The organism is Caballeronia fortuita (genome assembly GCF_001544835.2).
In the GTDB taxonomy this organism is placed as follows: domain Bacteria; phylum Pseudomonadota; class Gammaproteobacteria; order Burkholderiales; family Burkholderiaceae; genus Caballeronia; species Caballeronia fortuita.
Window position 1 is genome coordinate 37537 of record NZ_FCNX02000009.1, and the last position, 20109, is coordinate 57645.

Annotated in this window: 24 protein-coding genes; 13 read left to right on the forward strand and 11 right to left on the reverse strand. The window is 64.4% G+C overall.

Going from position 1 to position 20109, the window contains the following annotated elements; translation table 11 throughout:
• Positions 1 to 4 precede the first annotated feature (4 nt).
• The 4 genes from AWB77_RS18045 to AWB77_RS18060 all read left to right on the forward strand — a co-directional run bounded on the left by AWB77_RS18045 (position 5) and on the right by AWB77_RS18060 (position 2993).
• Entirely contained in the window at positions 5 to 682 is a 678-nt protein-coding gene (locus AWB77_RS18045; RefSeq protein ID WP_061135820.1) for a glutathione S-transferase family protein, read from the forward strand.
• Between the two features lie 136 nt (positions 683 to 818).
• Entirely contained in the window at positions 819 to 1001 is a 183-nt protein-coding gene (locus AWB77_RS18050) for a hypothetical protein (RefSeq protein ID WP_061135821.1), read from the forward strand.
• A 383-nt stretch (positions 1002 to 1384) separates the two neighbouring features.
• Positions 1385 to 1648: a helix-turn-helix domain-containing protein gene (locus AWB77_RS18055; protein WP_061135822.1), complete on the forward strand. Its 264-nt coding sequence runs from the start codon at positions 1385 to 1387 to the stop codon at positions 1646 to 1648.
• A gap of 1 nt (position 1649) precedes the next feature.
• Positions 1650 to 2993, forward strand: coding sequence for a type II toxin-antitoxin system HipA family toxin (locus AWB77_RS18060; protein ID WP_061135823.1), 1344 nt, complete (start codon positions 1650 to 1652; stop codon positions 2991 to 2993).
• 194 nt (positions 2994 to 3187) lie between these two features.
• Here AWB77_RS18060 and AWB77_RS18065 read toward each other — a convergent pair whose 3' ends face one another.
• From AWB77_RS18065 to AWB77_RS18075, 3 genes are all read right to left on the reverse strand, one after another.
• Positions 3188 to 3493 (reverse strand): c-type cytochrome, encoded by a 306-nt coding sequence (locus AWB77_RS18065; protein ID WP_061135824.1) that lies wholly within the window; start codon positions 3491 to 3493, stop codon positions 3188 to 3190.
• Complete coding sequence (locus tag AWB77_RS18070; RefSeq protein ID WP_061135825.1) at positions 3490 to 4758, reverse strand: PQQ-dependent sugar dehydrogenase; 1269 nt, start codon at positions 4756 to 4758, stop codon at positions 3490 to 3492. The genes AWB77_RS18065 and AWB77_RS18070 overlap by 4 nt, the downstream gene beginning before the upstream one ends.
• Before the next feature lie 217 nt (positions 4759 to 4975).
• Positions 4976 to 5734, reverse strand: a complete 759-nt coding sequence (locus AWB77_RS18075) for a hypothetical protein (RefSeq protein WP_061135826.1) — start codon at positions 5732 to 5734, stop codon at positions 4976 to 4978.
• A gap of 182 nt (positions 5735 to 5916) precedes the next feature.
• Between AWB77_RS18075 and AWB77_RS18080 the strand changes: the two genes are divergently transcribed.
• On the forward strand, positions 5917 to 6393 hold the full coding sequence (locus AWB77_RS18080) for an outer membrane lipoprotein (RefSeq protein WP_061135827.1): 477 nt from the start codon (positions 5917 to 5919) through the stop codon (positions 6391 to 6393).
• Between the two features lie 42 nt (positions 6394 to 6435).
• Here the strand turns inward: AWB77_RS18080 and AWB77_RS18085 are convergent, their stop codons facing one another.
• A complete protein-coding gene (locus tag AWB77_RS18085) occupies positions 6436 to 6837 on the reverse strand; it encodes a hypothetical protein (RefSeq protein WP_061135828.1) in 402 nt (133 codons plus the stop codon).
• 21 nt (positions 6838 to 6858) lie between these two features.
• Positions 6859 to 7026, reverse strand: a complete 168-nt coding sequence (locus AWB77_RS36395; protein ID WP_167354153.1) for a hypothetical protein — start codon at positions 7024 to 7026, stop codon at positions 6859 to 6861.
• A 71-nt stretch (positions 7027 to 7097) separates the two neighbouring features.
• On the opposite strand from AWB77_RS36395, the gene AWB77_RS18090 reads away from it, so the two are divergent.
• The 3 genes from AWB77_RS18090 to AWB77_RS18100 all read left to right on the forward strand — a co-directional run bounded on the left by AWB77_RS18090 (position 7098) and on the right by AWB77_RS18100 (position 9621).
• Positions 7098 to 8297, forward strand: coding sequence for a polysaccharide pyruvyl transferase family protein (locus AWB77_RS18090; protein ID WP_061135829.1), 1200 nt, complete (start codon positions 7098 to 7100; stop codon positions 8295 to 8297).
• Positions 8298 to 8460: 163 nt separating this feature from the next.
• Entirely contained in the window at positions 8461 to 8835 is a 375-nt protein-coding gene (locus tag AWB77_RS18095) for a potassium channel family protein (protein WP_061135830.1), read from the forward strand.
• Between the two features lie 84 nt (positions 8836 to 8919).
• Complete coding sequence (locus AWB77_RS18100) at positions 8920 to 9621, forward strand: SDR family NAD(P)-dependent oxidoreductase (RefSeq protein WP_061135831.1); 702 nt, start codon at positions 8920 to 8922, stop codon at positions 9619 to 9621.
• Between the two features lie 4 nt (positions 9622 to 9625).
• Here AWB77_RS18100 and AWB77_RS18105 read toward each other — a convergent pair whose 3' ends face one another.
• Positions 9626 to 10669 carry a GGDEF domain-containing protein gene (locus AWB77_RS18105; protein WP_061135832.1) on the reverse strand — a complete coding sequence of 348 codons (1044 nt, stop codon included), beginning with the start codon at positions 10667 to 10669 and terminating at the stop codon, positions 9626 to 9628.
• 269 nt (positions 10670 to 10938) lie between these two features.
• On the reverse strand, positions 10939 to 11382 hold the full coding sequence (locus tag AWB77_RS18110) for an SET domain-containing protein (RefSeq protein ID WP_061135833.1): 444 nt from the start codon (positions 11380 to 11382) through the stop codon (positions 10939 to 10941).
• Positions 11383 to 11470: 88 nt separating this feature from the next.
• On the opposite strand from AWB77_RS18110, the gene AWB77_RS18115 reads away from it, so the two are divergent.
• Positions 11471 to 11674 (forward strand): hypothetical protein, encoded by a 204-nt coding sequence (locus tag AWB77_RS18115; protein WP_061135834.1) that lies wholly within the window; start codon positions 11471 to 11473, stop codon positions 11672 to 11674.
• A gap of 19 nt (positions 11675 to 11693) precedes the next feature.
• On the opposite strand, the gene AWB77_RS18120 is transcribed toward AWB77_RS18115, so the two are convergent.
• Positions 11694 to 11972: a hypothetical protein gene (locus tag AWB77_RS18120; protein ID WP_061135835.1), complete on the reverse strand. Its 279-nt coding sequence runs from the start codon at positions 11970 to 11972 to the stop codon at positions 11694 to 11696.
• 98 nt (positions 11973 to 12070) lie between these two features.
• Between AWB77_RS18120 and AWB77_RS18125 the strand changes: the two genes are divergently transcribed.
• Positions 12071 to 13459, forward strand: a complete 1389-nt coding sequence (locus AWB77_RS18125) for an FAD-binding oxidoreductase (protein ID WP_061135836.1) — start codon at positions 12071 to 12073, stop codon at positions 13457 to 13459.
• Here the strand turns inward: AWB77_RS18125 and AWB77_RS18130 are convergent.
• A complete protein-coding gene (locus AWB77_RS18130) occupies positions 13456 to 14520 on the reverse strand; it encodes a DMT family transporter (RefSeq protein WP_061135837.1) in 1065 nt (354 codons plus the stop codon). The two genes, AWB77_RS18125 and AWB77_RS18130, sit on opposite strands and share 4 nt — an antisense overlap.
• 122 nt (positions 14521 to 14642) lie before the next feature.
• On the opposite strand from AWB77_RS18130, the gene AWB77_RS18135 reads away from it, so the two are divergent.
• Entirely contained in the window at positions 14643 to 14933 is a 291-nt protein-coding gene (locus tag AWB77_RS18135; RefSeq protein WP_061135838.1) for a hypothetical protein, read from the forward strand.
• A gap of 99 nt (positions 14934 to 15032) precedes the next feature.
• Positions 15033 to 15293 (forward strand): hypothetical protein, encoded by a 261-nt coding sequence (locus AWB77_RS18140; RefSeq protein ID WP_061135839.1) that lies wholly within the window; start codon positions 15033 to 15035, stop codon positions 15291 to 15293.
• 41 nt (positions 15294 to 15334) lie between these two features.
• Here AWB77_RS18140 and AWB77_RS36895 read toward each other — a convergent pair whose 3' ends face one another.
• Positions 15335 to 15490 (reverse strand): hypothetical protein, encoded by a 156-nt coding sequence (locus AWB77_RS36895; RefSeq protein ID WP_244158570.1) that lies wholly within the window; start codon positions 15488 to 15490, stop codon positions 15335 to 15337.
• Positions 15491 to 16465: 975 nt separating this feature from the next.
• Here AWB77_RS36895 and AWB77_RS18150 point away from each other — a divergent pair.
• Positions 16466 to 17623: a porin gene (locus AWB77_RS18150; RefSeq protein WP_061135841.1), complete on the forward strand. Its 1158-nt coding sequence runs from the start codon at positions 16466 to 16468 to the stop codon at positions 17621 to 17623.
• Between the two features lie 64 nt (positions 17624 to 17687).
• On the opposite strand, the gene AWB77_RS18155 is transcribed toward AWB77_RS18150, so the two are convergent.
• On the reverse strand, positions 17688 to 20075 hold the full coding sequence (locus AWB77_RS18155) for an ATP-binding protein (protein ID WP_061135842.1): 2388 nt from the start codon (positions 20073 to 20075) through the stop codon (positions 17688 to 17690).
• Between the last annotated feature and the right edge of the window lie 34 nt (positions 20076 to 20109).

Consider the following 20109-nt stretch of genomic DNA (forward strand, 5'->3'; position numbering starts at 1 on the left):
CGACGTGATTACGCTGCACCATTGCGTGAGCGCGCGCTCGTTCCGGCCGCTGTGGGCGCTCGAGGAAATCGGCGTGCCCTATGAACTGAAAATGCTGCCGTTTCCGCCGCGCGTGCTGGCGCGTAGCTACAAGGAACTGAATCCGCTCGGCACGATTCCCGCGCTCACCGACGATTCGGACGACGCGCTTTTCATGACCGAATCGTCGGCGATCTGCCAGTATCTGGCGGCGCGTTACTCGCCGGGCGCGCTCGACGTCGCGCCGCACGAGCGCGATTTCGGCCGCTATCTCAACTTCCTTCATTTCGGCGAGGCGACGCTCACATTTCCGCAGACGCTCGTGCTGCGTTACGCGCATCTGGAGCCGCCGGAGCGGCTGCAGCCGCAAATCGTCGACGATTACGCGCGATGGTTCCACGCCCGCCTGCGCACGCTCGCGCCATTGCTCGATGCGCAGCCGTACCTGTGCGCGGGGCGTTTCACGGCGGCGGATATTTCCGTCGGCTATGCGTTGATGCTCGCGGAACTGCTGGAGCAGAGCGGCGGTTTTGCGCCGTCGATCGCGCGGTATTGGCAGCGTCTGCGCGAACGCGACGGTTTCGTGCGCGCGATCGAGGCGCAGGAAGCCGCGGCGCGCGCGCAAGGTATATCGACGACACCGTCGCCGAAGCTGCGTCCGTAGGCCGCCGACAGTCTCTCCCTCCTTCAAGTCCCCTCGTCCGTGGGGCTGCGCGAAGCGGCGCGCAGCCCTACGCTTCACATCACGCGCTGACTATCACGCGCGCCGATTCCGAGAGACTTTGCAGACGAGGTTGGCGATGGTCGTCTTTTCCTGGTTCCTGTCGGTGGTTGTTGCGTTGCTCGCGACGGCCACCATCGCGCTGGCGCTGCCGCGCTCCGCCGCGGACGAGCTGAGCGCGAGCGCGCCGCAATCGATTTTCAACGCCGAGCTGGATCGCGGCGGCGCGATCGTCGCGTCATGCGTGCTGAGTACCGACTGAACGGGGCGCGTCGGTGGGCGTTGCGGGCAAGCGTCGTTGAATCAATGCGTTGCGGCGGTAATGAGAATGATATCCACAGGTTTGTGCACGGAAACTGTGGACAACAGAAAACATCGAAGCCAGAGAGCCTTGGACGGTAACCCCAAGCCTTGCGCGAGGGGCGCGTCAGGAGACCAATCAGATGCAATGCACGTGACCGCGCCTGGAGCTTCAGAGGCGCGGTCGCTTGCTTCGCTCTAAAACTCTGTATCCCGTAGGCTACAACTTGCGGCGCTTTCCCTTTCCGTGTATCTCCAAGGACACAACCAACGCTTGAACCGACTTGTAGCACCCGGGCTACAATAAGCCTCGTTCCGTCAATTCTTGACGCCCCGAGGCTACAAATGACGACATTGGCAGATATCGGCGAAATGCTGAAGGACGCCCGCCGCGCGAGCGGACTTTCGCAAAAAGAACTGGCCGAACGCGCCGGTATATCGCGCACGACGCTCGCCCGCATGGAAACGCTCGCTCGCGGCGACATGAGCGTATCGGCACTTGTGCGGCTCCTCGAAGCCGCCGGCTACGATCTGCGCGCCGTCAAGCGCGGCCACGCACGCACGCTGGATGACGTCCTGACCGAGCAGCGCAACGCGGGAGACCAATGACATGCGTCTCAACGTCTTCGTCAAAGGCAAACTCGTCGCGCATCTCTATCGGCAGGCGGACGATTACGCGCTGCGCTACACCGCCGACGCCACCGCCGACGACTTCGTCAGCCTCACCATGCCGGTTCGCGAGGAAGCGTGGGTGTGGCCGCGCGACCTGCATCCCTTCTTCCGGCAGAATCTGCCCGAAGGCTTCCTCCTTCAGGTGATCCGGGAGGAATTCGGCCCTTATCTCGACGGCACCGATCTTTCGCTGCTCGCGGTCATCGGCGGATCGGGCATCGGCCGGGTTACCGTCACGCCCGAAGGCGGCGCGCCGGGCGGCGAACTCGAACCGCTCGACCTTAAAAGCCTGCTGCACGAAGACATCACGACGGGCCATTTCGCCGAACTCGTGCGCTACTACGCCCGCGCGGCCATTTCGGGCGCCGTACCCAAGTTCCTCGCGCCCGAACGCCCGGCGACCCAGCCGCCCGTAGGCAAGCAGACGCTGCGCACGAGCCGCCACATCATCAAGGGTTCCGACGAGCAAACGCCTTACCTCGGCTTCAATGAGCATTACTCGATGCAAGTGCTGGCGCGGCTCGGCGTCGCGCGCGTCGCGAGAACGACGATGTCGGACGATGGCCGCGTGCTCGTCGTCGACCGCTTCGATGTCGACGAAATGGGCAAGCCGGCGTTCGGCGTCGAGGACGCCTGCGGATTGCTCGGCCTGCCGCCGCACGAGAAATACCGTCCATCGACGGAACAGGTGCTCAACGCGACGAAACCCTACATCGCCGCCGCGAACTGGCGGCGCGAGGCCGAGCAGCTAGGCTGGCTGCTCATCACGAATTACGTCGTGCGCAACGCGGACTGCCACGCCAAGAACATCGCGCTGCTCTACTCGGATATCGACGACGTACTCTACACGCCCGCCTACGACATCGTCACGACCGAAGCCTACCCGCGCTTCGCGAACAATCCGCCGGGCCTGAGCATCGACGGCCGCAAGACGTGGGCGCCGGGGCGAACGCTCGAGCGCTTCTTCAATACGCGGCTCGGCATTGCGCCGAAGCGTTATCGCGAGATGGTCGAAGCATTGTGCGACGCTGCGGTGTCGACGGGAAAGGACATCGCCGAAGCGGCGAAGAACGAGACGCGCTGGCACTGGATTGCCAAACAGATGCTGCATGCGTGGAACGAAGGGATGGCGTCGCTGCGCAGCGCCAAACCGCAAGTGGCGCTCAGAGCGCTCACGCCCGTCATCGAGGCAGCGGGTTTCTCGGACGCCGAGACGGCCGGCAAGTCTAGGGAGGTGATCGGACGCTCGGAATTGCTGGCGAATCCCGGCAAGGAACACTAAAAGCGCGCTCGCCGCCGCAATTCGAAAGGCAAAAAAAAAGCCCGCTTCAGTTGAGCGGGCTTGAATCCACATCGGTTGAGACATGGAGGAGACAGGTGTAAGTATAAACCCTTAAGTCTCCACGTCAACACCTAAAATAAAAAAATTCGCAATCGGGAATCGACCGCAGCGAATTTGCAACACTCCGGCGGACATCATTGCTTGCCGAGGCTGTGGTAGTACGCCGCGAGATTGGCGACATCCGCGTCGGACAAGGTCTTCGCCATCATCGACATCATTTCGTTCTTGCGCTCGCCCGAACGGAAATCGTTGAGCGCCTTCACAAGATATTCCTCGGTCTGGCCCGCGAGATTAGGCGCTTCGGGCAGCTTCGAGATTCCGTCGATGCCGTGACACGCCGCGCACGCCGATGCCTTCGCGCGCCCGGCCTTGATGTCTCCCGCAGCGAACGACGCCTGCGACAGCGCAGCCAGCGCCAGCACGATCACGATGCGCTTCATTTCGACCCCGTGTACGAGATGCGATAGATCGCGCCCGCATAGTCGTCGGAGACGAGGAGCGAGCCATCTTGCAGCGTCTGCACGTCGACCGGCCGGCCCATGTATTCGCCGCTCGGCGTGAGCCAGCCTTCCGCGAAGACTTCCGCTTCGCCGGCCGTGCCGTCGTCCTTGATCGGGACGAACATGATGCGCGCGCCGATCGGCTTCGTGCGATTCCACGAGCCGTGCTCCGCATCGAAGATGCCGCCCTGATATTTCTGCGGGAACATCTTGCCGTTATAGAACGACATGCCCAGATCGGCGGCGTGCGCGGCGAATTCGACCTGCGGAAACACGACGCCCGCCGGCGGATTCTGGTCCTTGTATTCGACCGTGCGCACCTTGCCGCCGCCGTACCACGGGAAGCCGAATTTCTCGCCGGCCTTGGTCGCGTGATTCAGCTCGCCGGGCGGGGTGTCGTCGCCCATGCCGTCGACCTGGTTATCGGTGAACCAGAGCGTCTTGTCCTTCGGATTGAAGTCGAGGCCGACCGAATTGCGCACGCCGTGCGCGTAGACTTCGCGATTCTTGCCGTCCTGATCCAGCCGGATGATGCCCGCCAGCCCGTTCTTGTCGAGCTCGGCGAGCTTGTCCTTCGGCGGCACGTTCCACGGCTGGCCGAGCGCGATGTACAGCTTCTTGTCCGGACCGACGCGGCAGTAACGCGCGCCGTGATTGAAGCTCTCGAACTGCGTGGGTATCAGCTTGCCCTGCGGCACGACGACCGCCGCCGCGACATCCGGGCCGCCTTCGCCGAAGAACTGCGCCGCCGGAAAGCCGAGTACGCGATTCTGCTCGACGACGTAGAGCACGCCGTCCGGCGAGAAGCACACGCCATTGGGCACCTTGAACGTCACCGAAGACGCGAACTGCACGACATCGCTCGCGACGCGCTGCTTGGTCCGATCGGTCACCTGCCACACGCGATTCTTCCGCGTGCCGACGAATACGACGCCCGTCGACGGCTCGATCGTCATTGCGCGCGCTTCGGGCACGACAGCGTACAGCTCGATCTTGAAGCCCGGCGGCAGCTTGATCTGCTCGAGATTCTTGCGCAGCGCATCGGCGGTCTGGCCGGATTGCGGGATGGTTTCCGCCGGCGTCGCGTTGCCGGTCTGACGGAAGTTCGACAGCGTGTTGACGTTGTCCTGCGCGGCATGCGCGATCGGCAGGCAGGTGAACATCGCACCGGCGGCCAGCGGCACCAGCTTGAGCGTTGCGTTCATTTGAGTTGTCTCCGGATTTGTTATTTGAACGGAGCGGGGCGTTACGGCGCCATCGTCCGGTTCCATGCAAAGCAGGACTGCTCTTCAAAACTGCACTGAACCACCTGCGACCACGCGCGCGCAGCGCGAGAGAAACGAAAAGAATCTTAGGACAGAAAACGCGCATGTAAGCAGCGGATGGCGAATTTTCGCGCCCGCGCGCCGCGCCATGCGGCATCTATTTCCGGCCGTCGAAGAGAAACACGTTGCCGCGGTCCGGACTCGGCAGCGCGACGAGCAGACGCGCGCCGTCGAGCACGGCGTTACCGGTCACGGTCGTGTCGGGAATCGGGCAGGGCGCGGGCCCGAAGGTCACGGAGACGTCGTAGGCGTTCGTGCCTTCGTGCGGCGCAGTCGTCCCCTTGAAGATGCAGCCGGATGTCGTCGTGCCCGCGAGATAGCCGTCGCCCGCAACGGTGATGCGCGTCTGCGTCGTGCCGCCGAGCGTCATGCCGCGCCCGCTGTACAGGCCGAGCGCGTTGGCGCGGGTCGGTGCGATGTCGAGCATCGGCGCCGCGCTGGCGGAGAACGCGAGTCCCGCGCTGCCGTCCTTGTTCGCGACGGTTCCGGCGACGGCGGGCGCCTGCGCGAAATTCGCGCTGAACACGGCGGCCAATGCCGGCGCGCGGCCGATGTGATAGTCGAACGCGGAATCGCTGGTGAAGCGCCCGTCGCCAGACTGCGCGCCATTCTTCGCGACCGCGACGCCCGCCAGTCCCGTGCCGCCCGCGCCGCCATAGAAGAGATACGCGGTTCCGTCGAAGAGCATGAGAAGCGTCGCTTCGGCCGTGCTGCCCTTGAGCGAACCTTTATAGACGCCGCCGGATGGCAAGGTTGTCGTGACGGTGCCGGGCGGCGGAGGCGTGCCGGTGCCGCCCGTCGAACAGGCGGCGAGCGCGATGGCGCAGACCATGAAGGGAATCGCGTTTCTTTTCATTCAGGACTCCGGTCGCGAGCGTTTGAGCGTTCTGTATAAGCGCTTCGAACATTCCGGTCAAGCGTGCCGCGCCTGCTCATTCGGCGCTCATTCTGCCTCTTTACGATGCTTTTCATGCCGGCGCGATACACGAAACGCGCGCCGGACCCAACAAGACATCGTCCGATCCGAGGAGCAAAAACATGAACAAGTCGACTATCGCCGTATGTGCATTGGCCGTCGCCTGCACGGTGGGCATGAGCGGCTGCGCATCGATGGGCAGTTCCGCCGACATCTACGACAGCATGCAGACGCAGCACGAAGAAACGGTGCGCATGGCGACCGTCGAAAGCGTGCGCGGCGTAACGATCGACAACAACGACGGCCATCCCGCGCCTTTCGGCGCACTCGGCGGCGGCCTGCTCGGCGCGGTCGCGGGCAGCGCGGTCGGCGAAGGACATGGATCGTTGCTCGCGGGCGTGATCGGCGGCATCGCGGGCGCGGTCGCGGGCGATCAGGTCCAGGATCATCTCGAACGGCAGCGCGGACTCGAAATCACCGTGCGGCTCGACAACGGCGATTTGCGCGCGATCACCCAGGCCGCCGATGGCCAGACGTTCCATGCCGGCCAGCGCGTGCGTCTGCTGTCGAGCGGCGGCATCACACGCGTGACGGCCTGACCTGCGACAAAGCCGGCTTCGGCCGGCGCGCTCCTTCTAACGTCAAACGCGCCGATACACCGGCGCCTGCGTGCCGCTCGTCGCCCGGCCCCATATTTGCTCGTCCGTGAGCGTCGTTTCGATGAGTTCGACGGGCGCTTCGCCATCCCGAATCACCGCGACGCGAAAGCCGTCGATCGGTTCATACGGCCCGAGCAGAATCGTCTTTCCCTCGATCGCCTTTGCCAGATCGCTCACCTTGAACGCGACGTGCGGCATCGCGCGCAACATCTCGGGCAGCGTGCTGCCTTCCTCGAAGCGGTGATATTGCACGCGCATGAGCGCGCATTCGGCATCGCTCGTAAACATGCGGAACATCGCGCTGTAGCGCTCGCCTTCGCGCGGCGTTTGCGCCGGAATGCCGAGATGATGGAATTCGTATGTGACGCCGTTTCGGATGAACATCGCGCGCTCCAGCGGTTCGGTTCAGTATGCGCCGGCCATCGGCAAGAGCAGATAGGGCAGGAGGTCTTCGTAGCGTATCGGTTCGGCGGACGCGGCGGCGTCGACGGCGATTTGTTCCGTCGACGTGTCGCGCTCGGCGTCCGCGGCGACCAGCGATGCGGCGGCGATGGGCGTCGGTTCGATCTTCATCTTTCCCTCCTGACGTGCGGCGTGTGAGGGCAGTGTGCTAGGGCAGAATTAGCGGATCGTGAGGTGCGGATATGGGAAGCGAGCGGCGGATCATCGTCTTCGGCGCGTTCGATCGTCATAACTTCGGCGACATGCTGTTCGCGCATGTCGTCGCGGCACTGCTCGAGCAACGCTGTCCCGGGATCGCGCCGATATTCGCCGGATGCGCGCAGCGCGACTTGCGCGCATACGGCGGTCACGATGTCGCCGCGCTCGCGCCGCTCGCCGCGCGCTGGCGCGACGAACCGCTCGCGCTGATTCACGCGGGCGGCGAGTTGCTCACGTGCGGCGCTTGGGAAGCCGCCGTGATGCTGACGAAACCCGAAGAAGCGCAAGCCCGCATCGCGCGATACGGCTCACGCGCACAAGACCGCGACGCCTGGGCGCGCACGGAACTCGCCACCGGCGCGCGCGCGCCGTACGTGATCGGCCGCGAGACGTTCCCGCAGGCGTCGATATGCGCGAACGCGATCGGCGGCGCGGCGCTCGACCACAGCGATGCCGCGTTACGCGCCGAAGTCCTCGCCAAACTCCGCTCGGCCGATCACGTCAGCGTGCGCGACACGCACACGCGAGCCGCGCTCAGGCAATCGGGCCTCGACGCGCAGCTCGTTCCCGATCCGGCATCGATGGTCGCCGAACTCTTCGACGCGCGCATCCGCATGCACGCCGGCGCGCGCCGCGCGTTCGCCCACGGTTATCTCGCGGTCCAGTTGAGCGCGGATTTCGGCGACGACGCGACGCTCGCGCAGATCGCGCATCGGCTGGATCGGATCGGACGATCGACCGGGCTCGGCATTGCGCTGTTCCGTGCGGGCGCGGCGCCGTGGCACGACGACATCGCGGTCTACGAGCGCATGGCGGCGCGCATGCGGCATCCGGCGGTGACAATCGTCGATTCATTGAACGTCTGGGATATCTGCGCGCTGATCGCGAGCAGCGAAGGCTTCGCGGGCAGCAGTCTGCACGGCCGGATCGTCGCGATGGCGTACGGCTTGCCGCGCGTGAATCTGCATCACGCGGATTCGGTCAAACAGCGCGCGTATGTATCGACGTGGGACATCGCGGGCGCGCCGGGCGTCGTGGCGATCGCGGACTTGCACGACGCGATGCTCGACGCACTTTCGATGGATCGCGAAGTGCTCAAAGAGAAAGCGGCGGCGTTTGCGAAGGCGCATCGCGAAGGGTTCGAACCCATCGCGCGATGTGCGGAACTCGCGGTCAAACGATGACGCGGCGCAGGCTCGCGGACCGGGCACGCGTCGGCCGCGGCGCGAAAGCTTCGGGAAAGGCGGAATCGGCGCTGGCTGAATAACGAGTCCGCATGCTTTCGCGCGGATGTGCGACAAGGTTAGGATGACGGCTTATCACCGACGCCGCGTGCAATCCGTCCGAATGAAGAGCATTACGAAACTTCTGCAGATCCAGACAATCAATTCTCGCCGTGTGACGTTCGAATTCGTGCGGGCGCTCTGGCATCTGCGCTCACTGCTCGGCTTGCTGCTGATAGTGTTCGTCGCGTTGTGCGCGGCCATGTTCTGGCTCGGCGCGCCCGTTGACAGCATCACGCACGCACGCGCTTCTTTCGGCGACACGCTCTATTTCTGCAGCGTGACGGCGCTCACCATCGGGTATGGCGATGTCGTCGCGACGACAGGCATCGGCCGCGCCTTGTCCGTGTTGCTGGGCCTTTATGGCGTCCTCGTGACAGGCGTGACGACGGCAGTCGCAGTGTTCGCGGTGCAGCGCGCGGCGGGGCGAACGGCCTGACGCGCGCCGGCTCATCTTTGCCCGCCCGCCCGCCCGCGTTGCGTCTATGCTTCAACTGGCCTCATCACACGGAGCGTCAACGCCATGAACAACCTCGAAGGAAGGATCGTCGCCATTACGGGCGGCTTCGGCAGTCTGGGACTCGCAACGGCGCGCGTACTCGCGGGGCGCGGCGCGCACGTCGCGCTGATCGGTCACGGCGCGAGCAAGGACGCGTTGGCCGCGCCGCTCGATAGCGCGTGCATCGTGACGGGCATCGATCTGACGGATGCGAAATCCGCGCAACAGGCCATCGATACGATCGTTCAGCAGACGGGCGGGCTGCACGCGCTCGTCAACGTGGCCGGCGCGTTCAGTTGGGAAACGATCGCGGACGGCAGCGCCGACACCTGGCAGTCGATGTTCGACGTCAACGTGAAGACCGCGCTCAACGCATCGAAGGCGGCGCTCGCGGCGTTGAGCGCGCAGCAGGGCGGTCGCATCGTGAATGTCGGCGCGCTGGCCGCGATGAAAGCGGCGATGGGCATGGGCGCGTATGCGGCATCGAAGGCCGCGCTGTTGCGCCTCACCGAGGCGCTCGCGGAGGAGCTGAAGGATCGGGGCATAACGGTGAACGCGGTGTTGCCGTCGATCATCGATACCCCGCCGAATCGCCGCGACATGCCCGGCGCCGATTTCGACCGCTGGGTGAAGCCCGACGAACTCGGCGCGGTGGTCGCGTTCCTGCTTTCGCCCGAAGCGCAATGCATCACGGGCGCGGCGATTCCGGTTACGGGGCGCGTCTGACGTTTCAGCGCGACTGCGCCTTGAAGCCTTCGCCCTTCATGCCCGCGCGATCCACGGCCGCGATGCGGTTGCGGCCGTTGTCCTTCGCCTGATAAAGCTGCGCGTCGGTGAGGTTGATGAACGTCGTCACGTCCATGCGCTCGCCCGGCGCGACCGTGCCGACGCCGAAGCTCGCCGTCACCTGCTGATCGTGCGGCGAGCGCACGTGCGCGATGGCTTCGCCGGCGATGAGCGCGCGGCAACGCTCGGCAATGCGCATTGCTGCTTCGGCGTCCGTATCGGCGAGAATCAGCGCGAATTCCTCGCCGCCGAAGCGGCCGAGAAAATGCTGCGGACCGGCCGCTTCGCCGAGCACGCGCGCGATGCGTTTCAGGCAATCGTCGCCCTGAACGTGGCCGTAGTAATCGTTGTATGACTTGAAAAAGTCGATGTCGATCATCACGAGCGACAGCGGCTTGCCCGATTCCTTCGCCGCTTGCCATTCGCGCGCCATGACGTCGTCGAAGCGGCGGCGGTTGCCGACGCCCGTGAGGCTGTCGCTGAACGACAGGCGTTCGAGTTCGCGCTGCAATTGCGCGAGCTTTTCCTCGGTGCGCTTGCGTTCGCTGATGTCGAACATGAAGCCGATCAGCGCTTCTACTTCACCTCGTTCGTTTCGTTCGACGTGCACGACATCGCGCAGCCAGACATAGCCGCCATCGCGCGTGAGGGCGCGGTAATCGGCTTCGTGATCCGTGCCCGCTTTCGACTGCGAGACGCAGAATTCGACGACCGCCTGGCGATCGTCGGGATGCATGCGCTCGGCCCAGTCGTTGACGTTCTTCCATGACGACGGCGCCCAGCCGAGCAGCGCCTCGATCTGCGGGCCGATGTAGGCGAACTCCATCGTCGCCCAGTCGATCTTCCAGGGGATAGCCTTCGTCGATTCGAGCAACGTGCGATAGACGGCGTGATCGTCCTCGCCGAACGCGCGTCCGGGCGGCGCGAGGGTGTCTTCGTGGCGCAGGAATGCGGCCTTGAGCGGGCTTTCGGTTGAGTCGCGATTCATCGTGTCGGATGCGGCGATGCCGGGTTGACGTTTGCGTGTGTTATCGGCCGCGACGGGAAATTCTGAAGCGCGGCAACGCTCGCAATCGGACGATGCGCAATAGCTTTCGGACTTTACTGGTGTGAAGCGTGGATGGGCGCGACTATGCTCCGCAGGTAGCTTCGAATGCTACATACGGTGGTCTCGTACCTTCGCCCCGCCTCGCGCGGGGCTTTTTTTGCCCGGCGGCTTCCGTGCCGGCGACTTCTGGCCCGTTGAACGCGCCGCCGCTACCGGCGCGCCGACAGCATCGTTCCGCGGCAGCCCGACGCGAGACAGCGGCACGCATAGAGCCGCTTCATGGCCGCGGTGCGCCGGCCATCCACTGTCAGGCAATAGTCGATGAACAACTCCTGCCCCTTCGCGATCGGCCGTATCGCGCGGATGAACACGCGCTCGCCGTCCTGCTCCGCCTCGCAATTCGGCGCGCAACTGTGATTGAGCCAGCGCGCGGAATTGCCGCCGCGCGCGCCGTCGATGACGCTGCCGTCATCGAGACCGAACAGAAACGTGTGGCCATCCTCCGCCGTCGATTTCGCGTGCATGCGCTGCGCATCTTTCCAGGATATGCGCAGCCCTTTGTATTCGAGCAGCAACGCGCCTATGGGCAGATCGGCGAGCGCGAAAACGCCCCGGCCATGAACGGGCGAAGTCCGTACAGTGATTCGACGCATGGTGTGGCGTTCGCAGTGAGGAGTTGAATGTTTGAGTGAAGACGCGCGCATCGCTATGATGTGGCCGTCATAAATCGCTGTCACGTCCATGCCCGCAGTTTCTCCCCGCAAGAGCAGGAAGCGCAAGCCGTTACGCGGCTCGCTTGCGCGATATCACAACCGGATCGTCGAAGTGCTCGGGGAGGCGCGCGGCCAGCGCGTGATGATACGGTCGATTCATGACGACGGCGTGGAGCGGCGCACCGCCGTCAAGTGGATCAATCTGCTGCCGCTGGAGACGGAGTTGTTCTAGCCCGGCACGCGAGCCAGGATCAACCGCCGAGAAGCCCGCGCGCCTGTTCCAGCAACGCGGCGGCGGCGAGCCTCTCCTTGCGGCCGGCCATCGTCAGCGCGGCGTTGGCGGTGTCCCTGAAAAGCGCATCGTTCGATGTCGCGCCCATGCCCGATTCCCCCGCCCGAGCCTGACGCAGCCGGAAAAACGCGAGCATCTCGAACGCCCGCGCGCGGTCCTGCGCCTGCGTGTCCTGCGCGACAAGTTCCGCCGCGCCGGTGAGCTGAGCCAGTGCGCTCTCGTAATCGGCTCGTTCCATCGTCGAAATCTCCTTGCATCGATGCTGCTAATTCTCGCGCGTTTTGGTTCAAACTAGCGCATCAGGTAATCAAGCGAAACAACGAACGGAGACGATGCATGGCGGCAAACGAAGCGGTAATGGCATTGCGTGAGGCGCTCGGCGCACAGGTCGTGGCGCTGCCCGACGAATTCGGCGACCGGCGCGTCGCGGACTGGAGCGGCTTGCCCGGCGCGGCGCCGCTCGCGATCGTGCGTCCGCGCTCGAGCGACGAAGTCGCGCAGGCGCTCGCCATCTGCTCGGCGCACAGGCAGCCGGTGGTCACGCAGGGCGGGCTGACGGGGCTCGTCGGCGGCGCGAACCTGCTCGGCGGCGAGATCGCGATGAGTCTGGAGCGGATGAACCGCATCGTCGAGATCGACGAAGTTTCCGCGACGATGACCGTCGAAGCCGGCACGCCGCTGCAAGTGGTGCAGGAAGCGGCGAGCGCGGCGGGCTTCTACTTTCCGCTCGATCTCGGCGCGCGCGGCAGTTGCTCCATCGGCGGCAATCTCGCGACGAACGCCGGCGGCAACCGCGTCATCAAGTACGGGATGATGCGCGATCAGGTGCTCGGCGTCGAAGCGGTGCTCGCGAGCGGCGAGATCGTCGGCGGGCTGAACAAGATGATCAAGAACAATAGCGGCTACGACTTGCGGCATCTGCTGATCGGCAGCGAAGGCACGCTCGCGGTCATCACGCGCGTCGTGCTGCGGCTGCGTCCGAAGCCCACGGCGACGGCCACCGCATGGTGCGGCCTGCCCGATTTCTCCGCCGTGACCACGCTGCTCACGCGTGCGCAGGCGAGTCTCGCGGCGGGCGTGTCCGCGTTCGAGGTGATGTGGGCCGGCTATCACGATACGGTCATCGCGAACCTGAAGAGTCTGCGCGCGCCGCTCGCCGATGCGCATCCGTTCTACGTGCTGCTCGAAAGCGTCGGCACGGATCCGGTACGCCACGGCGAAGCCTTCGAAGAATTTCTCGGCGGCATGCTCGAAGCGGGCATCGTGGCGGATGCGGCGATCGCATCGAACGAAGCGCACGCGCGCGACTTCTGGGCGATTCGCGACGCGCCGGGCGAATACGACCGCTTCATTCCGAATCACGCGGCGTACGACGTGAGCTTCTCCATCGCGCAGGTCGGCGACGCGGCCGCGCAATGCGAGGCGCGTCTGCGTGCGCGCTGGCCCGGCGCGGTCGTGATGACGTACGGCCATCTCGGCGACGGCAACATTCACATCGTCGTCGATATCCCCGGCCGCGGGAAACAGGATCACGACGATGTCGACGCCGTCATCTATGACGTCACGCGCGAATTCGAAGGATCGATTTCGGCGGAGCACGGCATCGGCGTGAAGAAGCGCGACTATCTGCACCTCGCGCGCCGCGACGCCGATATCGCGTCGATGCGCGCGATCAAGGCCGCGCTCGATCCGCACGGCCTGCTCAATCCGGGCAAGGTGTTCTAGGCGCGTTCGTGCGAATGCCGGTGATGCACGTCGGGAAAATGCGCGTGCGTATGCGTGATCGGCAGATGCGCGTGCGGATGCGTATGCGGCGCGTCGCCGGAATACGGGAAGTCGTGCGTATGCCGATGATGCGCGTCATGCACATGCCGATGCGTATGTTCGAGCCGCTCGTGCGTGTGCTCGTGTTCGTGCCGCTCGCGCACGTGCAGCCACACGCCGAGCGCCATCAGCGCGGCGGCGATCCAGAACGGGGCGCCCGGCACTTGCGGCCACATCGCGAGCGAAAGCGCGACGCCGAACACCGGCGCGACCGAGAAATACGCGCCCGTGCGTGCCGTCCCCAGATGGCGTAGCGCGATCACGAACAGCACGAGACTCACGCCGTAGCCTGCGAAGCCCGTCGTCATCGCGCCGATGACGACGCGCGGCGCGGGCAGTTGCGCGCCCATCGCAAGCGCGATGCCGAGATTCGTCGCGCCCGCGACGAGACCCTTCGCGCACGCGATGACCATGGCCTCGGCGGTCGAGATCTTGCGCGTCAGGTTGTTGTCGATCGCCCAGCAGAGGCATGCCAGCGCGATCAGCAGCGCGCCGCTCGTCGCGTGCACCGCGCCCGCCGCGCCCGCTTCCCACGCGAGCACGACGCCGCCCGCGACGATCGCGGCCATGCCGAAAAACACGGATACGTCGACGTTCTCACGAAAGACGATCCACGCGATCGCCGCCGTCAGCACGCCTTCGAGGTTGAGCATGAGCGAGCTCGTCGCCGCCGGCGTGCTGGACAGGCCGAGCATCAGCAGCGCCGGACCCGCGACGCCACCGAAGAAGATCGCGCCCGAAAGCCATGCGAGTTCGCGCATGCGCAAGCCGCTGCGTTCATCGCGCCAGAATCCGCGTGCAAGCAGGATCGCGCCCAGTCCGGCGCCGCTGCCGAGATAGAACAGGCCAGCGACCATGAACGGCGGCATCGGGCCGAGCAGCGCCTTCGCGATCGGCGTGGTCGCGCCGAACAGCGCAGCGGCGGAGAGCGCGACGAGGATCGCGGCGTAGCGGCTTTGCATCGACGTTCCTTCGGACGTGCGGCGATATCGCAAAAGTGTAGTTCACGCCGCTCTCATTCTTCGCTCATTCTCGCCGCGCAGAATGCGTGCATCGACAAACAACGCAACGCGGGAGACGCAACATGAGAACCATCCAGTATGTGATCGTGGCGGCCAAACTGACCTTCGGCCTCGTGACGGTGGCGCAGGCGCATCCGTTCATCGGTGTGGGCATCACGGGCGGCCCGGTGTTTCCGGTCGCCTCCAGCGCGCAGAGCGCGCCGCCGCTGCCGGTCTATACACGCGCGATGGATTCCGGTCCCGCGCCGCTGCCGCCCGAAGCGCCGCCGGTGCGATATGCCGAACCGGCCATCGGCAATCTCTCGGCGATCATGGGCCACGTGAACGGGACGGTGGTTCAGAGCGGTGTGTGACGCGCCGCGCGACAACGGCGCACGGGAACGTCCCATGCTGGATCACGCTTAATTCACGACGCGAGCCTATGCGTCGTACGAGCGTGACGGGGTGTTCCGATGATACGGTCCTACAACCACAGGGGCTTCGTGCTCGAAGTCGCAATCGAAACGAACGGCAGGCTCGTGCCTTCGCCCGGCGACGTCCGCTACCTGGCGATCGTGACGATAAGCCGGTCGGGCAGGCCGGTCACCGCGTTTTCGCCGTTGTGCATCGAGCACGCGCGTTACGCGAGCTTCATGTCCGCCGAGGATGCGCTGATGAGCGCGCAAACCGCGGCACGCACATTCGTCGACGAATGGGTGCGGGCGGCTCCGTGACTTCGTCAAGTCGGGCGATGCGGGAAATCGCGCAAATCGCCTCAGGCGGCAACGCGCCGGCTCTCTTGTCCTTCCTGAGCATCGGCGGCGGAATCGAGCGCGTTATCGAGTAACGCAAGTTTGCGTTGAAGCGATGCGACACGCTGGCTTTGCGACGGCACGAGATCGTATTCGGCGTCGAGTCGCGATATACGCATGTCCCAATACCTGGCCGGAAGACGCTCCGAAGCCGGACTCCCTTCGGCGAGACTCGCCAGAACCATTTCGAGGTGAATGAGCTCGCGCTCCGCTAGTTGAGCGGGGCGTCGCTGTCGAAATGCGGGGACGGCGGTTGCGTTGGCGTTTCTTTTCATGTCGCTGATTCCGGCTAGATTTACACAGACCTCTATTAAAGCAATCAATGTTCCGGAGAGACGATTCAAGGCAATTCAATTTGTTTCGAAATGAAACCCGCGAGGCGCGCATCACGTCCAGACGGCGTGGCAAACGTTTGCAAGGCAGTTACATTTTTTTAGATCTGATCCGCGAATTGCCGGACTTCTCGTGGGCAAGCTGTAAATTCGTCGCCTGAATCGCATGCAAAAAGCGCGAAAAATTTTCAAAAGTAGCGGGATATCGGGCAGAACATATCGCGCAACTTCGTGATTATAGACCTAAATGAGAGTCGTTCTAAGACGAAGAGGGTGGACGACATGAACCGAAAGAATCGCGGGAAACGCACCGAACGCTTCGGGTAACTGAATTTTTTCGGCGCAAGGAAATCGATGCGCAACAACCACATCGTTAAGACGTTGAATAACGGGGCGGCCTCCTCTCGCGAAGCCGCCCCGTGTCCGCAGATTATCTTCTCGGAGACCTGTTGACGGAACCGAGCTTAACAAATCGTTCAGGCCGTTATAAACGTCATGCGGCGCAATGGACCTCTCCAGAATACGCATTAATGACGTCGTCGATGTGCAACAGCGCGATTGCCGTAAAAGGGATGGTTGCGGCGCTAAGCGCTTGACCTTAAAAGACTATGAAGCGCCCACAAGCCGAATCGCGGAATCAGCAAATGATTATTGCGTGCCCTGAGCGGTCAATTTCAAGTGTCCGTCGCATAAAGTGTGTCCCAGTTTCTTCAGGGCAACTGGCCCGCGGAAGCTTTCGCATTAACAGGACACTAGAGAACCATGAAAAAAACCCTTCTCATCGCGGGCATTCTCGGCACGTTCACGGCAGCGGCGCACGCGCAAAGCAGCGTCACGTTGTACGGCACGCTGGATGCAGGTCTCGTCTACACGAACAATTCCGGCGGCCACAATAACTGGCAGCAAGGCAGCGGCGCAGTTTCCGACACGTATTTCGGCCTGAAAGGCAGCGAAGATCTGGGCGGCGGGTTGCACGCGCTCTTCAAGCTGGAGAGCGGCTTCAACCTCAATAACGGCCGCTATACCGAAAACAGCACGATGTTCAATCGCCAGGCTTATGTCGGCCTGCAACACGATCAATTCGGCACGGTCACGCTCGGCCGTCAATACGATTCGATGGTCGATTATCTGTCGCCGCTCGCCGAAGCAGGCGCGGGTTACGGCAATAACCTGACCGCGCATCCGTTCGACAACGACAACCTCGATCACTCGTTCTCGATCAAGAACTCGGTCAAGTACCAGAGCGCGAATTACGCAGGCTTCAAGTTCGGCGGCCTGTACGGCTTCTCGAACGACGCGGGCCAGTTCGCGAACAACCGCGCATGGAGCGCGGGCGCATCGTACGGCAACGGCCCGCTGAACTTCGCGGCCGCTTACCTGCAGACGAACAATTCGCGCAATGGCGCGAATGCGGGCGGCGCGGTATCGGCGGGTCAGGGCAACAACGCCAATCTGACGGCTGAACTCCAGCGCACGTTCGGTGCGGGCCTGAATTACACGTACGGCCCGGCGACGCTCGGCTTCGTGTGGACTAACACGCACTACGACAACCTGCTGGCGGCATCGCAGGGCGGCTCGACGATCGCGCTGCCGGGCAACACGAACCTGCATCTGAACAACTTCGAGCTGAACGGCCGCTATCTCGTGACGCCGGCGCTGAGCCTCGACGCCGCGTACACGTACACGGACGGCAAGGTGACCGGCGCGAACGGTTCGGGCGATCCGAAGTGGCACACGGTTTCGCTGCAGGCGGACTACTCGCTCTCGAAGCGCACCGATGTGTACGTCGAAGGCGTGTACCAGCACGCATCGGGCGAGCTGGGCAACGCCGGCGCGAACGTCGCGATGATCAACACGCTGTCGCCGTCGTCGACGCAGAATCAGGTCGCCGCGACCGTCGGCCTGCGCCACCGCTTCTAAGCGCAGCGTCGCAGAAAGTGAAACGGCCGCGATCCACCGGATCGCGGCCGTTTTGCATGGCGCCTTACTTCTTCTCTTCCGAGCGCTTGATGAGCTGGCCGATGTCGTGCCCCGCGCCGCCCGTGCCCGCGGCGAGCCGCGCCAGCGCAGTCGCGGCCGTGTCGCGCCGCACGCCGCTCTCCGGACGGAACTGCCTCGGCAACGCCATGTAAAACGTCGCGCCGCGATCAAGCGCGCCTTCGGCCCAGGCCTTGCCGCCATGCCGTTCGATGATGCGCCGCACGTTCGCGAGCCCGATGCCGGTGCCGTCGAACTGTTCGTTCACATGCAGACGCTGGAACACGCCGAAGAGCTTGTCGACGTAACGCATGTCGAAACCCACGCCGTTATCGCGCACGAAGTACACGACGTGCCCGACCATCTCGCCCGTGCCGTCGTGCGCGCCGACTTCGATCGTCGGCTGCTCACGTTGCGCGCTGAACTTCACCGCGTTGGACATGACGTTCGCGAACGCCACGTGCAGAAAGACGTGATCCGCTTCGATGGGCGGCAGCGCGTCCACCTTCCAGCGCACACGCGCCGACGCGCTTTCGTCGATGTCGTTCTGGATCACCGTATGCACGAGCGCGCGGACATCGACCTTATGCGGACGCAGCGCCGCGCGGCCGAGTTGCGCGAACGAAAGAAGATCGTCGACGAGACGTCCGCCGAAACGCGCCGACGTCACGATGCGGTCCAGATAGCCGCGCCCGCGCTCGGACAGCTTCTCGCCGTCCATCTGCTTCAAGAGATCCGCGAAGCTCACGATATGCCGCAGCGGCGCGCGCAGATCGTGCGACACCGTGTACGAAAACCCTTCGAGTTCGTGATTCGCGCGCCCGAGTTCGGTCGCGAGCTGCGCGATTTCCTCCGCGCGCCTGAGCACGATGCCGAGCACCGCCGCGCGGAATTCCAGCGCGATCTCGCGTTCGGCGGGACGCCACGGCAGCGAGCGGTTGCGTACGACATCGGTCCAGGTCTCGAAGCTCACGCGCGGCGAAAGCGATGCGGAAAGACCCGTCAGTTTCGCGCGCGGATCGCCGGCCCATTCGATCGTCTGCACGACTTCGCGGCGGAACCAGATCACGTAATTGCGGTAGATCTTCGATATCGACACCGCGAGAAAGCCCGCCACTTCCGGCGAATCCGCGAGCGCCGGGCAATCCTGCGACGCGCGGTCCGACATCACCACGTCCTCGCTCTGATTGTCGAGCCAGTCGACGAGCGCCGTGACGCTGTGCTCGCCCGGCGTCACGCCGACGAGCGACGTGCGGCCCTCGAAAATCACCGCCGCGCCCGACGAACGCGTGAAGCCGAGCAGATCGGAGGCATCGTTGACGAGCGCCTCCACGAAGCTGTCGGTGTTCGCCATCGACGAAAGCAGCTTCGAAAGCATGCGGCGCAGTTCGAGCCGGTAATGCGCTTCGGCTTGCGTGTCGCGCGCCTCGATCTGCAGCGAGACGATCTGCGCGACGTGCTCGCACGCGGTACGCACTTCGAACGGCGGCAGGCGCGGCGTCGCGTGGTGGCAGGAGATGAGGCCCCAGAGCTTGTCGTCGACGAGGATCGACATCGACATCGACGCGAGCGTGCCCATGTTGCGCATGTACTGCAAATGCACGGGCGACACGCTGCGCAGCGACGCGTAGGTGAGATCGGTCGGGCGGCCTGTCGCCGGATGCAGCGCGGGCACGAGCGGCGCGGCTTCGTAATCGGCATTCGAAATCAGCCGGATGCGATTCCTGCGATACAGCTCGCGCGCCTGCGCCGGAATGTCCGATGCCGGAAAGTGCTGGTTCAGATACGACGGATAGCCCGGCTCGACAGCTTCGGCAAGCACGTTGCCGTTGCCTTCGTCATCGAACCGGTAGACGAGCGTGCGGCCGAAGCCGGTGATGCGCGCGATTTCATCGGCGGCGAACTGGCAAATCTGCTCGACGGTGCGCATCGACTGCACTTCGGTGACGAAGGAGCGCACGCGGGGATACATCGTCGAGAAGACGTCGGCGGTGTCCTGCGCGGGTTCGACTTCGACGAACAGCAGCCCGTCATGCCGATGCACGACGATGGCGACGGGCGCGTTCGGCGTCCAGCCGTCGAGCACGACATTGCCGACGTGGATCGTCGCGCCATCGCGCGTGAGCTGCTTCAGGCCCGCGCTCGCGCGATCGGCCGCGTGCGGGCCGAGCACCGTCGATAGCGCGCGGCCGAGGCATGCCTCCGGCGCGATATGCGCGAACTGCGCGACATTGGCGCTCGCCTGCAAGATATGGCAGTGCGCGTCGACGCTGAATAGCACGCCATGAGGCTGGATGCCGCCGGGAATGTGAATCGGCTCGCGCGCGCATTGCGCGTAGACCGATGCATCGAGCGAATCGGAATCGGTGATTTCTGCGTGGGAGGTTTTGTCCATCCTCGTCCTGACAATGCGTTTTCAGCCGTTGATC

What these genes read in the sequence shown, in the direction of transcription:
- AWB77_RS18065 (WP_061135824.1), bottom strand. Translation starts at nt 3,493, where the DNA reads ATGAAGCGCATCGTGATCGTGCTGGCGCTGGCTGCGCTGTCGCAGGCG.
- AWB77_RS18060 (WP_061135823.1), top strand. Translation starts at nt 1,650, where the DNA reads ATGCGTCTCAACGTCTTCGTCAAAGGCAAACTCGTCGCGCATCTCTAT.
- AWB77_RS18075 (WP_061135826.1), bottom strand. Translation starts at nt 5,734, where the DNA reads ATGAAAAGAAACGCGATTCCCTTCATGGTCTGCGCCATCGCGCTCGCC.
- AWB77_RS18135 (WP_061135838.1), top strand. Translation starts at nt 14,643, where the DNA reads ATGAGAACCATCCAGTATGTGATCGTGGCGGCCAAACTGACCTTCGGC.
- AWB77_RS18070 (WP_061135825.1), bottom strand. Translation starts at nt 4,758, where the DNA reads ATGAACGCAACGCTCAAGCTGGTGCCGCTGGCCGCCGGTGCGATGTTC.
- AWB77_RS18055 (WP_061135822.1), top strand. Translation starts at nt 1,385, where the DNA reads ATGACGACATTGGCAGATATCGGCGAAATGCTGAAGGACGCCCGCCGC.
- AWB77_RS36895 (WP_244158570.1), bottom strand. Translation starts at nt 15,490, where the DNA reads ATGCGTATATCGCGACTCGACGCCGAATACGATCTCGTGCCGTCGCAA.
- AWB77_RS18115 (WP_061135834.1), top strand. Translation starts at nt 11,471, where the DNA reads ATGCCCGCAGTTTCTCCCCGCAAGAGCAGGAAGCGCAAGCCGTTACGC.
- AWB77_RS18085 (WP_061135828.1), bottom strand. Translation starts at nt 6,837, where the DNA reads ATGTTCATCCGAAACGGCGTCACATACGAATTCCATCATCTCGGCATT.
- AWB77_RS18130 (WP_061135837.1), bottom strand. Translation starts at nt 14,520, where the DNA reads ATGCAAAGCCGCTACGCCGCGATCCTCGTCGCGCTCTCCGCCGCTGCG.
- AWB77_RS18155 (WP_061135842.1), bottom strand. Translation starts at nt 20,075, where the DNA reads ATGGACAAAACCTCCCACGCAGAAATCACCGATTCCGATTCGCTCGAT.
- AWB77_RS18140 (WP_061135839.1), top strand. Translation starts at nt 15,033, where the DNA reads ATGATACGGTCCTACAACCACAGGGGCTTCGTGCTCGAAGTCGCAATC.
- AWB77_RS18150 (WP_061135841.1), top strand. Translation starts at nt 16,466, where the DNA reads ATGAAAAAAACCCTTCTCATCGCGGGCATTCTCGGCACGTTCACGGCA.
- AWB77_RS18095 (WP_061135830.1), top strand. Translation starts at nt 8,461, where the DNA reads ATGAAGAGCATTACGAAACTTCTGCAGATCCAGACAATCAATTCTCGC.
- AWB77_RS18090 (WP_061135829.1), top strand. Translation starts at nt 7,098, where the DNA reads ATGGGAAGCGAGCGGCGGATCATCGTCTTCGGCGCGTTCGATCGTCAT.
- AWB77_RS18110 (WP_061135833.1), bottom strand. Translation starts at nt 11,382, where the DNA reads ATGCGTCGAATCACTGTACGGACTTCGCCCGTTCATGGCCGGGGCGTT.
- AWB77_RS18100 (WP_061135831.1), top strand. Translation starts at nt 8,920, where the DNA reads ATGAACAACCTCGAAGGAAGGATCGTCGCCATTACGGGCGGCTTCGGC.
- AWB77_RS18120 (WP_061135835.1), bottom strand. Translation starts at nt 11,972, where the DNA reads ATGGAACGAGCCGATTACGAGAGCGCACTGGCTCAGCTCACCGGCGCG.
- AWB77_RS18125 (WP_061135836.1), top strand. Translation starts at nt 12,071, where the DNA reads ATGGCGGCAAACGAAGCGGTAATGGCATTGCGTGAGGCGCTCGGCGCA.
- AWB77_RS18080 (WP_061135827.1), top strand. Translation starts at nt 5,917, where the DNA reads ATGAACAAGTCGACTATCGCCGTATGTGCATTGGCCGTCGCCTGCACG.
- AWB77_RS18050 (WP_061135821.1), top strand. Translation starts at nt 819, where the DNA reads ATGGTCGTCTTTTCCTGGTTCCTGTCGGTGGTTGTTGCGTTGCTCGCG.
- AWB77_RS36395 (WP_167354153.1), bottom strand. Translation starts at nt 7,026, where the DNA reads ATGAAGATCGAACCGACGCCCATCGCCGCCGCATCGCTGGTCGCCGCG.
- AWB77_RS18105 (WP_061135832.1), bottom strand. Translation starts at nt 10,669, where the DNA reads ATGAATCGCGACTCAACCGAAAGCCCGCTCAAGGCCGCATTCCTGCGC.